Annotated in this window: 15 protein-coding genes; 8 read left to right on the forward strand and 7 right to left on the reverse strand. The window is 66.4% G+C overall.

All coding sequences use genetic code 11. The annotated features are described in order from the left end of the window. Positions 1 to 225 precede the first annotated feature (225 nt). Positions 226 to 1179: a plastocyanin/azurin family copper-binding protein gene (locus LFT46_RS05790; RefSeq protein ID WP_236801455.1), complete on the forward strand. Its 954-nt coding sequence runs from the start codon at positions 226 to 228 to the stop codon at positions 1177 to 1179. Between the two features lie 94 nt (positions 1180 to 1273). Here the strand turns inward: LFT46_RS05790 and LFT46_RS05795 are convergent, their stop codons facing one another. Next, complete coding sequence (locus LFT46_RS05795) at positions 1274 to 2008, reverse strand: FadR/GntR family transcriptional regulator (RefSeq protein ID WP_236821550.1); 735 nt, start codon at positions 2006 to 2008, stop codon at positions 1274 to 1276. Between the two features lie 191 nt (positions 2009 to 2199). Between LFT46_RS05795 and LFT46_RS05800 the strand changes: the two genes are divergently transcribed. From LFT46_RS05800 to LFT46_RS05810, 3 genes are all read left to right on the forward strand, one after another. After that, positions 2200 to 2745: a gluconokinase gene (locus tag LFT46_RS05800; RefSeq protein WP_236821551.1), complete on the forward strand. Its 546-nt coding sequence runs from the start codon at positions 2200 to 2202 to the stop codon at positions 2743 to 2745. A gap of 36 nt (positions 2746 to 2781) precedes the next feature. Then, entirely contained in the window at positions 2782 to 4185 is a 1404-nt protein-coding gene (locus LFT46_RS05805) for a GntP family permease (protein ID WP_236821552.1), read from the forward strand. A gap of 115 nt (positions 4186 to 4300) precedes the next feature. After that, a complete protein-coding gene (locus tag LFT46_RS05810; protein ID WP_236801459.1) occupies positions 4301 to 5125 on the forward strand; it encodes an SDR family NAD(P)-dependent oxidoreductase in 825 nt (274 codons plus the stop codon). Between the two features lie 8 nt (positions 5126 to 5133). Here the strand turns inward: LFT46_RS05810 and LFT46_RS05815 are convergent, their stop codons facing one another. The 4 genes from LFT46_RS05815 to LFT46_RS05830 form a co-directional block, all read right to left on the reverse strand. Further along, on the reverse strand, positions 5134 to 5913 hold the full coding sequence (locus LFT46_RS05815; RefSeq protein ID WP_236821553.1) for a hypothetical protein: 780 nt from the start codon (positions 5911 to 5913) through the stop codon (positions 5134 to 5136). A 128-nt stretch (positions 5914 to 6041) separates the two neighbouring features. Then, positions 6042 to 6365, reverse strand: coding sequence for a hypothetical protein (locus LFT46_RS05820; protein WP_236821554.1), 324 nt, complete (start codon positions 6363 to 6365; stop codon positions 6042 to 6044). Between the two features lie 9 nt (positions 6366 to 6374). Continuing rightward, entirely contained in the window at positions 6375 to 7091 is a 717-nt protein-coding gene (locus LFT46_RS05825; protein ID WP_236821555.1) for a GAF and ANTAR domain-containing protein, read from the reverse strand. Positions 7092 to 7262: 171 nt separating this feature from the next. Then, on the reverse strand, positions 7263 to 8672 hold the full coding sequence (locus tag LFT46_RS05830; RefSeq protein ID WP_236821556.1) for an aminotransferase-like domain-containing protein: 1410 nt from the start codon (positions 8670 to 8672) through the stop codon (positions 7263 to 7265). Here LFT46_RS05830 and LFT46_RS05835 point away from each other — a divergent pair. Together LFT46_RS05835 and LFT46_RS05840 are read left to right on the forward strand one after the other, a co-directional pair. Then, positions 8671 to 9633, forward strand: a complete 963-nt coding sequence (locus LFT46_RS05835; RefSeq protein ID WP_236821557.1) for a DMT family transporter — start codon at positions 8671 to 8673, stop codon at positions 9631 to 9633. The two genes, LFT46_RS05830 and LFT46_RS05835, sit on opposite strands and share 2 nt — an antisense overlap. Before the next feature lie 19 nt (positions 9634 to 9652). Further along, a complete protein-coding gene (locus tag LFT46_RS05840; RefSeq protein ID WP_236821558.1) occupies positions 9653 to 10273 on the forward strand; it encodes an FMN-binding negative transcriptional regulator in 621 nt (206 codons plus the stop codon). 24 nt (positions 10274 to 10297) lie between these two features. Here LFT46_RS05840 and rlmC read toward each other — a convergent pair whose 3' ends face one another. After that, positions 10298 to 11425: a 23S rRNA (uracil(747)-C(5))-methyltransferase RlmC gene (gene rlmC / locus LFT46_RS05845; protein WP_236821559.1), complete on the reverse strand. Its 1128-nt coding sequence runs from the start codon at positions 11423 to 11425 to the stop codon at positions 10298 to 10300. A gap of 142 nt (positions 11426 to 11567) precedes the next feature. Between rlmC and LFT46_RS05850 the strand changes: the two genes are divergently transcribed. Beyond that, positions 11568 to 11918 carry a DUF3846 domain-containing protein gene (locus LFT46_RS05850; RefSeq protein ID WP_236821560.1) on the forward strand — a complete coding sequence of 117 codons (351 nt, stop codon included), beginning with the start codon at positions 11568 to 11570 and terminating at the stop codon, positions 11916 to 11918. Positions 11919 to 12027: 109 nt separating this feature from the next. After that, on the forward strand, positions 12028 to 12996 hold the full coding sequence (locus tag LFT46_RS05855; RefSeq protein ID WP_236799412.1) for an IS481 family transposase: 969 nt from the start codon (positions 12028 to 12030) through the stop codon (positions 12994 to 12996). Positions 12997 to 13006: 10 nt separating this feature from the next. Here the strand turns inward: LFT46_RS05855 and LFT46_RS05860 are convergent, their stop codons facing one another. Further along, the gene (locus tag LFT46_RS05860; protein ID WP_236801473.1) at positions 13007 to 13558 is read right to left on the reverse strand and encodes a dihydrofolate reductase family protein; all 552 of its coding nucleotides are present in this window, start codon (positions 13556 to 13558) and stop codon (positions 13007 to 13009) included. Between the last annotated feature and the right edge of the window lie 125 nt (positions 13559 to 13683).

The raw sequence follows: 13683 nt of genomic DNA on the forward strand, positions 1-13683 counted from the left end.
CACGCCCGCGGCGTCCGGAGAAAAATCCAACCTGCGCGGCACCAGTTGGGGTGGTGCATGTCCGGCACGAAAGTCGGCCGGCACCGGCTGCCCGCGCTCCCCGGCGTTGGCACCCGGCACCTTCACTTCACAATCAGTGGCCGGTTCGGCCAGTCATGCGATGGATTGGATCGGCTGCACTTGCACATCGGCCTTTGGCTGATTGCCGTTCAAGAGAGCGTCGCTATGAAGCACATTCGGGGAAACAATCCGAGATTCAAGAAACTGGCGTTTATTGTCGCGTTCGCCGTTGCCCTGCTGGCATCGATGGCTGCCGCAGGCCCGGCGTCTGCCAGCGGATGGGGGCACAGAACCTGGGAGGTCCTGGTGGGCTCTGAGTCCCATGACCAGGAGATCCAGGGCATGGCTTTCCTTCCCTCCGAGATCTTCATCAATGAGGGGGACACCATCAAATGGGAGGCTAACGCCGCAGAAATCCACACGGTGACATTCCTTGCGTCGGGACAGCCGCTGGAACCATTTAACCCGTTCGACGAAAATGAGCTGCTGAAGCGCGGAGGCGACAGCTACGACGGGCATTCCTACTACAACTCCGGCATCCTGGCCAATGTGGACGTGCCCGGCTTCCCTGACGCCACCAGCTACAGCTTGGCGTTCCCGCGTGAAGGCGACTTCACCTACTACTGCCTGGTCCACGGCGACGTGATGAAGGGGACCGTCCACGTCCGTGAACAGGGCACGGAGTACCCGTACAGCCAGGCTGACTACAACCGCTCTTCACGGGCGGAGGCGCGGTCCATCCTCCGGGACGGACACGAACTCGACCAGGAGCTGGCGGACCAAGCCAGCAACCATCGCGTGCTGGCAGGCAGTGACGACGGCGTGGCCATGGTCATGCGCTTTGTTCGGCCCATCGTGACGGTGCACGTTGGCGATACGGTCGTGTTCGCCAATACAGGAATGGGAGCTCCCCATACCGTGACCTTTGGCACTGAACCGGCGAATGTTTTTGCGCCTTCAGGAACCCCGGCGAATTTCACGGGTGGGGACCTGAACTCCGGGATCATCCCGCCCGGTGGTGAATTCACCGTGAAGTTCCAGGCGAAGGGCACCTTTAAGTACATCTGCGCACTCCATGACTACATGGGCATGGTGGGCAAGGTGAAAGTCGTCGACTGACGCCTGGTATTACTGCGGCCCGCCCGGGCGGTTGTCCTGGGCGGGCCATTTTTTGTTTAGCCAGGGATTTGTTTGGCCAGGGAGTAGTGGCGCGTCAGCGCAGCCCCATCGCCTCGCGGACCTCGTCGAGGATGTGGTGCATGGCCTGTTCCGCCGCCGCAGTGTCCCCGCCTGCCACGGCCGCGGCAACATCCTCGTGGGCCTTCAGTGCTTCGCTCCGTGGCTTGAACGGCATGAGGCCCTGCTTGGTACGGCTGGTCAGTACCTCGGCCACCATGCCCTCGAGCGCGCGGAACATCTCGTTGCCACAGCTGCGCAGCAGCAGTTGATGAAAGGCGATGTCGGCGGCCAGGAAGGACTGCAGGTCGCCGGCTTCACCCCGTCGGCGGAGGTCGGCCGCCAGTGATACCAGCTGGGCGCGCTCGGCCGCGCTGGCCCGGCGCGCCGCCCCGGCGGCGGCGATGGGTTCGACGGCGATGCGCAGCTCCGTCAGGCTGCTGTACTGCAGGTCCCGCCGGTCCGAAGCCAGGCGCCACCGGACCAGCTTGGGATCGAACACATTCCACAGCGACGGCTCCTGCACCACGATGCCCACGCGCCGCCGCGAGTAGACCAGGTTTATCGATTCCAGAACCTTCATCGTGTCGCGTGCAACAGTCCGGGAGATCCCGTACTCCTGCTGCAGCCCCTCAAGGGTAAGCCGGCTGCCGGGGGCAAGGTCCCCGGAGGCGATGGCCACACCGACTGCCTCGATAACCCGGCCCTGCGCGGCAGGCAAGGGCCCGCCGTCGTGCATCCCATCGCCGTCCCGGATTGTCGCCGTCGACATTCTTCCCCGCTCTCGTCACGCGCCACTGCGCCCTCCAAGAGTACCCGCCGAAGGAGCAAAGGTATGACTTGTGACACGAATAGATACTATCTATCGGAAGAAAAGGTGATACCTTATCGCTTGGCCTTGTTCAAAGCAGGCCAGCAGCGAGCTTCTTCGAAAGCCAAAGACGTCTTCTCTGGAGGTATGACATGCAGTATCCAGCCACGCATCTTGTGGTCATGGGCGTTGCCGGATCCGGCAAATCCACCCTGGCGGCAGCGCTGTCCCAGCAGTTGGGCTGGGCCTGCGCCGAAGCGGACGAGTTCCACCCGGAATCGAACATCGCCAAAATGACGCAGGGCATTCCCCTCCAGGACGAGGACCGCTGGCCCTGGCTGCAGGAGATCCGCGACTGGATGTCCGCCCAGGCTGCCGCCGGCACGAGCACGGTCCTCACTTGCTCCGCCCTCAAACGGAGCTACCGGCACCTGCTGTCCCAGGCCGCAGGCCGCGTTGTCTTCCTCCACCTCGACGGCGGTGCCGACCTGATCAGCCAGCGCATGCAGGGCAGGGAAGGGCACTTCATGCCGCCGACGCTCCTGCCCAGCCAGCTGGCCACCCTTGAGCCGCTCACCCAGGAAGAGCTCGAGTCAGGCAGCCTCCGCCTCGACATCGCACGCTCACCCGAAGAGCTGGTCGCCGTCGTCGTCAACGCCCTCAATCTCCCTTCCGGCCAGGCGCCCCAGGCGTCCTGACCCCCCCAATCCCCAACCCTGTTTCAAAGGAGAACCATGACCATCGAAGGATGGACCCAGACGCTGGGCGCAGGTCCGCTGCTGCTCATCGCCGCGGCAGCGATTCTTGTGCTGCTGTTCCTGATCATCCGGCTGCGGATGCACGCCTTGATCGCCCTGATCCTCATCAGCCTCGCCACGGCCTTCGCCACCGGGATCCCCGCCAACAAGGTGGTCCCGGTGCTGGTGGACGGCTTCGGCACCACCCTGGGGACGGTGGCGCTGCTGGTGGGCCTGGGCGCGATGCTCGGCCGGATCGTGGAGACCAGCGGCGGCGCCAAGGTCCTGGCGGATTACCTGATCGGCGTCTTCGGCGAAAAGCGTGCACCGTTCGCACTGGGCCTGGCCTCGCTGATCTTCGGCTTCCCCATCTTCTTCGACGCCGGCCTGGTGGTCATGCTGCCCGTGGTCTTCGCCGTCGCCCACCGCCTGGGCGGGGGAGTGCTGCGGTACGGCCTGCCCGCCGCCGGCGCCTTCTCGGTGATGCACATCTTCCTGCCGCCACATCCGGGCCCGGTCTCCGCCGCTGCCTTCTTCGACGCCAACATCGGCCTGGTCCTCATCGCCGGCCTCATCACCGCCATCCCCACCTGGTACGTCACCGCCTATCTCTACGGCCTGTACACCGGCAGGAAGCTGGTCCTTCCGGTCCCTGAGATCCTGGGCCACGCCAGTGCCGAGGCCGAGGCCCACCCGCCGAAGTTCCGCACCATCATCGGCCTGCTGCTCCTGCCGCTGGTGCTGATCTTCCTCAACACCGGCCTGAACACCCTTGCTTCCTCCGGTGTCCTGGACGAGTCCGTCAAGAAGCAACAGTGGTTCCAGGTCCTGCGGACCCTTGGCGAGACCCCGGTGGCGCTGCTGATCGCAGTGCTCGCTGCGCTGGTGGTGCTGGGCACGCGCCGCGGCCGCGACGCCGCCAGCATGGAGAAGCTGCTCGAATCCTCTTTGGGCCCGGTCTGCTCCGTCATCCTGATCACCGGCGCCGGCGGCATGTTCGGCGGCGTCCTGCGCACCTCGGGCATCGGCAAGGCCCTGGCGGACGTGCTGGGCAACGTGGGCATCCCGCTGATCCTGGCCGGCTTCCTGATCTCCGCCATCCTGCGCATCGCCCAGGGCTCGGCAACCGTCGCACTGACCACCACTGCCGGCCTGATTGCCCCGGCGGTTGCTGCCGGTGGCCTGAACGGAATGCAGGTCGCCGCCATGGTCATCGCCGTGGCCGCCGGCTCCGTGGTGGTGTCCCACGTCAACGACTCCGGCTTCTGGCTCGTGGGCCGCTTCTTCGGCATGGACGTCAAGACCACCCTGAAGACCTGGACCGTGATGGAAACCCTGATCGGCGTGATGGGCTTCGCGGTTGCCGCAGTCATCTTCCTGGTGGCCGGCGCGGCGGGCTGACCCCGACAAAGCAAAGCGACGGCGGGGCGGCTGGTGGGAACACCGGCCGCCCCGCCGTCGTTATGCCCGTTGGTGCGCCACGCCGGTGCGCCGCACGCCGACCAAAGGACACCCCTTGACTCCTCGCACCATCGTGATCACCGGCGCCAGCGACGGCATCGGAGCGGCAGCCGCACGGACGCTGGCCAAGGCAGGGGAACAAGTGGTCGTCGTGGGCCGTTCCGCAGAGAAGACCCGGGCCCTGGCCGGAGACATCGGCGCGGACCATTACCTGGCCGACTTTTCCGACCTCGCACAGGTGCGCGACCTCGCGGAGAAGCTGAAGGCCAACTACCCGCGCATCGACGTCCTGGCCAACAACGCCGGCGGCATCATGGGCAAGCGGACCCTCACCGTGGACGGCAACGAGTCCACGTTCCAGGTCAACCACCTGGCGCCGTTCCTGCTCACCAGCCTCCTCATGGACACGCTCACTGCCAGCAACGCGAAGGTGATCAACACCTCCAGCGCCGCCAACAACTTCGGTAAGCTGGACCTCTTCGACCTCACGGCCGAACACGGCTACAGCACCAACCGGGCCTACGGCACCGGCAAGCTGGCCAACATCCTGTTCACCTCCGAGCTGCACCGCCGCTTCCACGAAGAGGGGATAACGACGGCGGCGTTCCACCCCGGCGTGGTCCGCACCAACTTCGCGGCGGAGTCTTCAAGCCCCTTCCGGCACGTGTACACCACGCTCCTGAACCGCTTCATGCTCAGCCCTGACCAGGGTGCCGACACGATGCTGTGGCTCATCAACGGCACCGCCGGAACCGACTGGATCTCCGGCGCCTACTACGCCAAGCGTGCCCTGGCCAAGGCCAACCCCCAGGCGTACGACGCCGTGCTGGCGCGCGGGCTGTGGGAGAAGAGCGAGGAACTGGTCAAGGCGTTCGCCTGAGCAGGCTTTTATTCGCAGCCCACACCGTCGTGGTCCCTGTCCAGCCCGTAGATATCCTGGCCGATGACCTGGACCGGACCGCGGACGTAGGCTGGTCCGTTGCCGCTTCCGCCGGCGCAGTCCACGTCCGAGGCAATGGGGACGCAACCTGAATAGTTCGGGTCGCAGCCCGGATTGGTCCCCGGAACGGCTGGTGCCACGGGAGCCGGAGGGGCGGCGGCCTTCGCAGCCGCCTCCGCGGCTGCCTTTGCTGCCGCCTCCTGGGCCGCCTTCGCCTCGGCGGCCTGCTGGGCTGCTGCAGCTGCGGCGTCGGCAGCGGCCTTGTCCGCCGCGGCTTTATCAGCGGCAGCTTTGTCGGCGGCCGCTTTGTCTGCCGCGGCCTTCTCCGCAGCGGCCTTCTTCGCCGCCTCCGCAGCGGCGATTTTGTCGGTGATGCGCTTCGACTCCGCGGCCTCAAGCCACACGAGCACGCCGGTCTCATCCCTTGTGCACACATAGCTGGTGCTTGCACTGACCTGCTGGGCATTGACAGCCGTGCACGGTGTATTGGCAACGGGGGTATGGGTGGGTGTTGCCGTGGGAGTTGCGGAGGCAGCGTCGCTGGCCGGCCCGGCAGCGGAAGTCAGCGAGGCCTGGGGTGCGCCGCAGCCAGCCAGGAGAAGCACGACGGCGGCAGCAGCCCCGGCGCCCAGCGCCTTGTTGGGGACCTTCCGCAGCGAGGAGCCGGCTACGAATGGGTGTGGGTGACGGCGGGAATATGGCAGGGAAAAGTTGTGGAAGCCGGGCATAGTTGTCCCCCAAATGCGTGTGCTGGATGCGTTGGCACGGCCAGCGTAGCCTCGTCCGCCGCGGGAGAACGGGTTAAGCGCAAATCTTGATTTATTCCTTGGGCAACCCTAGGGGAGGGGCGTCAAGGTCACTTGCCGTCCTGCGACCCGCCGCGCGCGCCGTCATGCCTCGGGTTCGGGACAGACCCGCGGCTCTTGCCGTTGGGGCTGTAGGGGGCCATTCGCCGCGGAAGGAGCTCTTTGATGAGCTCGTTGACCGCGTGTGACACGAGGTCCCGTTCGTGGGTCGGCAGTTCGAGTGAACCATTCAGGTAGGCGTCAATCTCGTACTCACCGGCGGCACCGGTGAAGCTGAAGTAGCGCATCCACACGGCACTGAGCGTAATCCCGGCTTCTTTCATTGCTTCCCGGGTCGCCTGCGCCTGTTCCAGGGGCTGAGCGAATTCGTCCACAAAAGGCTCCTACCCGTCGGCCAGCCCGTTAACGATGCCGCGTGCTACCTCCTGCAACGGCTTGCCCTCTTCGCGGGACGAAGCCAGCATCACGTCCAGGGCTGCGCGGGAGCCCAGGTGCATCCGTTCGATCAGGATTCCCTGTGCTTGGGAGATCACGTCCCTGTTCGCCAGGGCCTCGCCGAGCTGCAAACCCAGCCGCTGCGTTGCTTCACGGTCACGCACATTTCCGAGCAGGACGGCGGCCGGGTTTGCGAGCCGTTCGATCAGGAAAACCGAATGGTCGTCGAACACCAGCGGCGACGGCGAATACACCTTGATGGCGCCGATGCGCCTTCCCTCTGTCGTCAGCGGGGCGCTGAGGACCGACCGCAGCGGGAGGTCCGCGATGGCTGCTATCCATTTGGGCCAGCGGGTCTCCTGCCTGGTGTCCTGGATGATGATGGCGCGCTGTTCGGCCCATGCGCTCAGGCACGGACCCTGGCCCAGCTCGTACTGCAGCCTGTCGGCCCGGAGCACCACGGGATCGGTGGCCCCGGCGCTTTCCCTCCGCCCGCGCGCGTTGATGATGGAAGCACCGGCTCCAGCAGCGCTCGGGATGGAGTCCCGGAGCACGTAGGACAGGGACTGTACGGCCTTGGACGCATTCTCCTCAGTGAGAAAGCCGCCGGCCGCCTGCCCAGTTAATCTGGCCAGCTCACTGGCCAGCGGTTGGGAGTTGTCCATCGTCAGTCACCTTTGCTGTTCCCGGTAGCGGGGCTGCCGCATGTGTTGGCCGCTGTCTTCCTAAGAGAGGCTGGAGCCGCACGCCTTCCCCCGGGTACCTTTACCAAAGACAGTAGTCCCTTCCGCCATGGATGCACCGGCCATGGATGCACCGGGCCGAAACGCACCAACTCAGCCCTGCCGTGCCAGTGCCTCGCCGATGATCCGGGCTCCCTCCGGGTAGGCGCCAGGGTTCGGGCCAGAGTAGTTGAGCCGGATGAAGGCTCCCGCCGGTTCGGCAGGGAACCACTCAGTGCCGGCGGCGATAATCACCCCCGCGTCGTCGCAGTCCCGCACCAGCCGGGGAAGATCCGTGCCGTCCGGCAGGCGCACCCACAAATTGAGCCCACCCTTGGGCAGGTTGTCGATGTGGGCCTGCGGCACGTGCTCGCGGAGGCTGGTGGCCAGCAGGTCCCGGCGCGACTGGAGCTGCTGGCGGAGGCTGCGCAGGTGTGTTTGCCAGCCGGGCTGGGTCACCACATCCAACGCCGCCGCCTGCAGCAACCCGCTCACGTACATTGACTCTGCGGCCCGGTGGCCCAGGATCCGTTCCCGGGCCGGTCCGCGCGCGATCACCGCAGCAACGCGGATGGCCGGGGAAACGCTCTTGGTCAGGGACCGGATGTACACCACATGGCCGGCATCATCCCTGATGGCCAGCGGCATCGGGTCCGAGGTAATGCCGAAGTCGTGCGCCCAGTCGTCCTCCACCAGGAACGCGCCGTGCCGGCGTGCCACCTCCAGCACCTCGTCGCCACGGCCCCGGGACCACTGGGTACCGGCGGGATTCGAATAGTTGGGCTGCACGTAGAAGGCCCGCGCTCCGGTCTCGGCAAAGGCGCGCTCCACGTCCGCCGGGTCCGGCCCCTCCGGTCCGCTGGGCACCGGAACCAGCCGCACCCCGGTCTGGGCCGCAGCCAGGATGGCACCCCAGTAGGACGGTGACTCGATGAGCAGCGGCTGGCCGGCACCCACCAGCGCGCGGAAGATGGAACTGAGCCCGCTTTGGCTTCCCGGCAGCACAATGACGTCATTCGGTGTCGGGGGAGTGATGCCCACCGGGGTTGCCGATCCCAGTTCCTGGGCGAACCATTGCTGCAGTTCGGGCATGCCGGCGGCAGGCGGCCTGGACAGGGCAGCGTCGCCGCGCGCGGCCCGGGCCAGGGCGGAGCGGACCAGCCGTTCCGGCAGCAGTTCGCGGTCCGGGTAGCCGGAGTGGAACCAGATGGCCTCGCCGGGAACGTTGCGCATGGTGCTTGACGACGACGGCAGCGGGGCCGACGGCGGCCGCAGCGCAGCGGTTTGCCAGCCATAGTCCGACGGCCTTGCGGTGCGCACGGCCCGGACGAACGTTCCCACCCCCGGCCGACTGTCGATCAGCCCCTGCGTGGTCAGCGCTTGGAGCGCCTTTTGCACCGTTACGGGGCTGACCTGGTACTCGGCCACCAGTTGCCGCGTGGACGGCAGCCGGGCTCCCGGGGCGGCGTTCGAGATCCAGCCACGGAGTGCCGCAACGATCCGCGAGCTGCTATCGTTATTCATGAAAGAACATAGTAGCGCTACTACCCTGAATGACCCAGTGGTACTGCCGCTCGACAGCGGTGGACTCAACAGTTCCGCTGCAGTCCGCAGAGCCCCCGGAATCTGGTGGGGCCTCCTGGGTGTTGCGGCCTTCTCCTTCACCATTCCCTTCACACGGGTAGCGGTCGCCGGAATCCCGCCGCTGTTCATCGGTTCCGGCCGTGCCGTGGTGGCCGCAATCCTCGCCGCCGCAGCCCTGGCCATCACCCGCCAACGGCTGCCGCAACCCCGCACCTGGCTGCGCCTCGCGCTCGTGGCCGCGGGCGTCGTCGTCGGCTTCCCGCTGCTCACCTCCTATGCACTTACCGCCGTCCCTGCAGGTCACGGGGCGGTGGTCATCGCCCTCCTGCCGGCCGCCACTGCAACGGCGGCCATCCTGCGCACCGGTGAGCGGCCGCGACCGGCCTTCTGGGCGGTGATGCTGCTCGGCTCGCTGGCAGCGGTGTCCTTCGCGTTCCTGCAGTCCGGCGGTGTGGGGCACCTGCACTGGGCCGATCTCCTGCTGCTCGGCGCCGTGGCCTGTGCGTCGCTGGGGTATGCGGAAGGCGGCTTGCTGGCCCGCGAACTGGGATCATGGCAGACCATCGCGTGGGCGCTGGTCCTCGCCGCGCCAGCCATGATCGTGCTGGCCGTGGTCTCGGCCCTGGACCAACCGCCATCGGCCACTCCCGTGCAGTGGGCCGCCTTCGGCTATCTGGCCGTGGTGAGCATGTTCCTGGGCTTCTTCGCGTGGTACCGCGGACTGGCCATCGGCCCCATGGCGCAGGTGAGCCAGATCCAGCTGCTCCAGCCCGTGATGAGCATCTGCTGGGCGGCCCTCCTGCTGGGCGAGGCCCTTACCTGGACCACTATCATCGGCGCCGTTGCCGTCATCCTCTGCGCGGCCGCAGCCGTCCGCGTCCGGCTCAAACCGATCTCCTGACCACCGAAAGGACTTAGACGTGTACATTCCTGCCCACTTTGCCGCAAGCCCGCAAACCGTCCAGAATCTCCTGGCAAGTCCCGGCGCAGCCAACTTGGTGACCATGACGGACCAGGGCCTGCTCGCAACGCTGCTGCCCTTCGCCTTCAACCCCGCGGTAGGGAAGTACGGGGCGCTGCAGGCCCACATGGCGCGGAACAACCCGCAATGGTCCCTCGCGCCAGTGGGCGAGGCGCTCGCCATCCTTCAGGGGGCGGACGACTACATCTCGCCGTCCTGGTACGCCTCGAAGGCCGGGCACGGCCGGGTGGTGCCCACCTGGAACTACAGCACCGCGCACGTGTACGGCGAACTGGTGGTCCATGACGACGCCGCCTGGCTGGGACGGCATGTCCGGCACCTGACCGGGCTGCATGAGGGCGGGCGGGAGGATCCGTGGGCTGTGGACGATGCCCCTGAGAAGTACATCGCCGGGCAGCTGCGGGCCATTGTGGGCGTGGAGCTGGTGATTACCCGGATCGACGCGAAGGAGAAATTGAGCCAAAACCGCTCGGCCGCCGACGCTGAAGGGGTGGCGGCCGGGCTCCGTGCCGCCGGGCGGGAAGCCAGCGCGGCGGCCGTCGAACGCGTCCGCCCCTGAGCCGGCCGGTGACCCTGACGCTGCCTAAGCTGTCCGTTCCAGCAGCACCATCACCTCGTAGTGCGTGGTCTGCGGGAACATGTCCAGCACCCGGGCCCGCCGGGCGGTAAAGGAAGGGAGGGCGGCCAGGTCGCGGGCCAGGGACTGGGCGTTGCAGCTGGAGTACACCACGTGCTGCACGTCCGATGATTCCAGCCAGCCGCACAGCTCCTTGCCGATGCCGCGCCGGGGCGGGTTCACGATTACCAGCTCCGGCGACTGCTCCGCCGCGAGGGCGAACGCGGTGGCATCGCCGGCCTGGAACTCCATTCCCTCCAGCCCGGCTTCACCGCTGCTGAGCCGGGCGGAAACTATCGCCTCGCTGCTGGCCTCAATCCCGGTGACCGTACGGGACGGCGCGGCGCTGTGCAGGGCGAAACCGCCCACGCCGCAGTAGAGGTCCCATACCGAGGCTGGTGCCAGTTGGTTGACCCATTCACGCCCCTGCCGGTACAGCGCTCCGGCCATCTCCGTGTTGGTCTGGAAGAAGCTTTGTGGGCGCAGGTGCAGGTTGATGTCGTTGACCCGCATGTTCAGGGTGGACTGCTCCGTCAGCAGGATTTCGCGTTCGCCCTCCAGGACTGCCTTGTGCTCGGGGAGCAGGTTGACCGAGACCACCTTCACCTGTGGCAGGGCTTCCAGCAGCTCCGGGAGGTGCTTCCGGATCCGTGGCACCACCTGTTCGGAGCGCAGCACCAGCCGGAGCATGACCCCGCCGTCCGGGGATTCGGTGAGGATGACGTGCTTGAGCTCGCCGATGCGCTTCGGAACGTCATAAGGGGTGACGCGCAGCCGGCGGATGAAGCCGGCAAGGACCGGGAACACGGCCCGCAGGCCGGGGGAGCAGACGCCGCATTTGCGCAGGTCCACGCCGTGCCCGTCGGCGTCCAGGATCCCGATGGTGGGGTTCTGCGCGGTCCCGCCGATCACCATCTTGGCCTTGTTGCGGAAGCCTGACTCCTGGCTGGCGACGGGCGGGAGCCATTCAAGTCCGGTGTGGTCGGAGAGGAGGGTTTGGGAGTGCAGCTGCTTGCCGGCCAGCTGTTCGCCGTAGGGCCTGCCCATCTGGGTGCAGGAGCGGCAGGTACCGGCATCAAAGTAGGAACAGTGCATGACTGGTCCATTTTACGCGCCCCACGGGGAAGGTACGACGACGGTGCCGGGGGAGCGCCGTCGTCGTACCTTACTGAGGGGTGCCGGACCGTCCGGGAACACTGCCGTCCCGTCAAGTGTTAAACCCATTGGAGACAGAACGATGGACAACAGAACTTACACAGCACTTGTAGTACCGGCCGGCAATTCAGAACCCATGCGCATCGAGCAGGTGGCAGCGGACCTGCAGGCCCTGGAAGCCCTGGTGGGCGGACCGCTGGAGTCGGTGATCCGCGGCGACTGGCACGTTTACCTGAACGCCGAAAGCGTCACCATGCTCCTGCCGGTCAACTTCCGCGCCGGGCAATTGATGCATGAATGTGGCCTGGACCTTGACGGGATCCGCGGCACCGCCGTCTTCCTTGGCCGTGGCGAACACGGGGCGGAAGCGGACATCCCGGAGCACCTGGCCCGGCTCGCCGAGGAACTGTTCGGGTCGCCGCTGGCCGCCTAGGTGTATTGACCACGGAGGTTAGGAACATGCGGCGTGGTTAGGTGACAAAAAGAAGACCTCCAAGTGGAGTGGGGCTTGTCTAAGAGTCCGATCCACAAGGAGGTCTTCAATGTCCCATGCTAACGCGCTTCTGACGCCGAAGGGACGGCTCCGGCTGGCCCGGTGCATCGTCGATGACGGGTGGCCGCTGCGCCGTGCTGCTGAGCGGTTCCAGGTGTCGGTGACGACCGCAGCGCGGTGGGCGGCCCGTTACCGGGAGCACGGGGAGCACGGGACGGGTGATCGTTCCAGCCGGCCCATCAACTCCCCGCGTCGGACCTCCACGCGGCGGGAGCGGCGGATCGTCGCGATCAGAGTCAACCGGCGCTGGGGCCCGGCACGGATCGGCTATCTGCTGGGCATTCACCCCTCCACGGTGCACCGGGTGCTGTCCCGGTTTGGGCTGGCGAGGCTGGCGTGGATGGACCGGGCCACGGGCCGGGTGATTCGCCGGTACGAGCACCACAGCCCCGGGGACCTGGTCCACGTCGACATCAAGAAACTTGGACGGATCCCTGACGGCGGCGGACACCGCAGTGTCGGCAGGGCCGCCGGAAACCGGAACAAGACCGGTACCGCGGCGAACCGGAGACCGGGTCACGCCTTCTTGCACAACGCCGTCGATGATCACTCCAGGCTCGCCTACACGGAGATCCTGACCGATGAGAAAAAGGACACTGCGGCCGGATTCTGGGAACGCGCCAATGCCTACTTCGAGTCCCACGGGATCACTGTCAAACGGGTCCTGACCGATAACGGATCCTGCTACCGCTCCTACGCATTCAAAGACGCTCTGGGCCCGGACATCAAGCACAAACGCACCCGCCCCTACAGGCCTCAGACAAACGGCAAAGTCGAGCGCTACAACCGCACCATGCTCGACGAATGGGCCTACGCCCGTCCCTACGCCTCCGAGGCCGAGCGTGTTGCCGCTTTCGCCGACTGGCTCCATCATTACAATCATCATCGAGGCCACACCTCACTCAACGGTCAGCCACCGGCCAGCCGCGTCACCAACCTCTCAGGTCAATACACCTAGGCCTGCCCGGCTAGTCGCCGCGTACGCCGTAGGTGCTGAGCACGTTGCCCTTGCTGGTGGTCTTCTGGTCCTGCAGCACCAGGCGGGTGAGCGGGTCGCCGTCCTCGAAAAGCCGGCGGCCGCTGCCGGCGATGACCGGGTGGGTCATTAGCTGCAGCGAGTCCAACAGCCCGGCGAACAGCAGCTGCCGCACCACGGAGATGCTTCCGCACACGGCGATTTCCCCGCCGTCGCGCTCCTTCAAACCAGCCACGAACTCCTCAAGCGGAGCATCCATCAGCCGGGAGTTCTGCCACTCCAGCGGTTCCGTTAGGGTGCGCGACGCAACGAACTTCTCCACGGGGTTGATGAACGCCGCAAAGTCCTGGTCCACTGAGGCGTTCGGCCAGTACTCGGCCCACTCCTGGTAGCTGACGCGGCCCAGCACCACGGTGTCCACGTTGTTCATCATCCGGGTCAATCCTTCGCCCAGCTCGTCATCGAAGCTGTCGAACTGGAACTTGAACGGTTCGGACACCACACCGTCCACTGAGTGGAACAGGCCGGCAGTGACATTGCGCATGAAGCCTCCAAAAATTGAGTTGACAGGCATTACGGTATTCGGCGGTTTCGTCCCGGGGAAGGGGTTCCGGCCCGCCTTTTCGGACCAGGGATCAGGACGACGGCGGGTGGCTGCGTTAGGTTCAT

Source organism: Arthrobacter sp. FW306-07-I, assembly GCF_021800405.1.
Classification (GTDB): domain Bacteria; phylum Actinomycetota; class Actinomycetes; order Actinomycetales; family Micrococcaceae; genus Arthrobacter.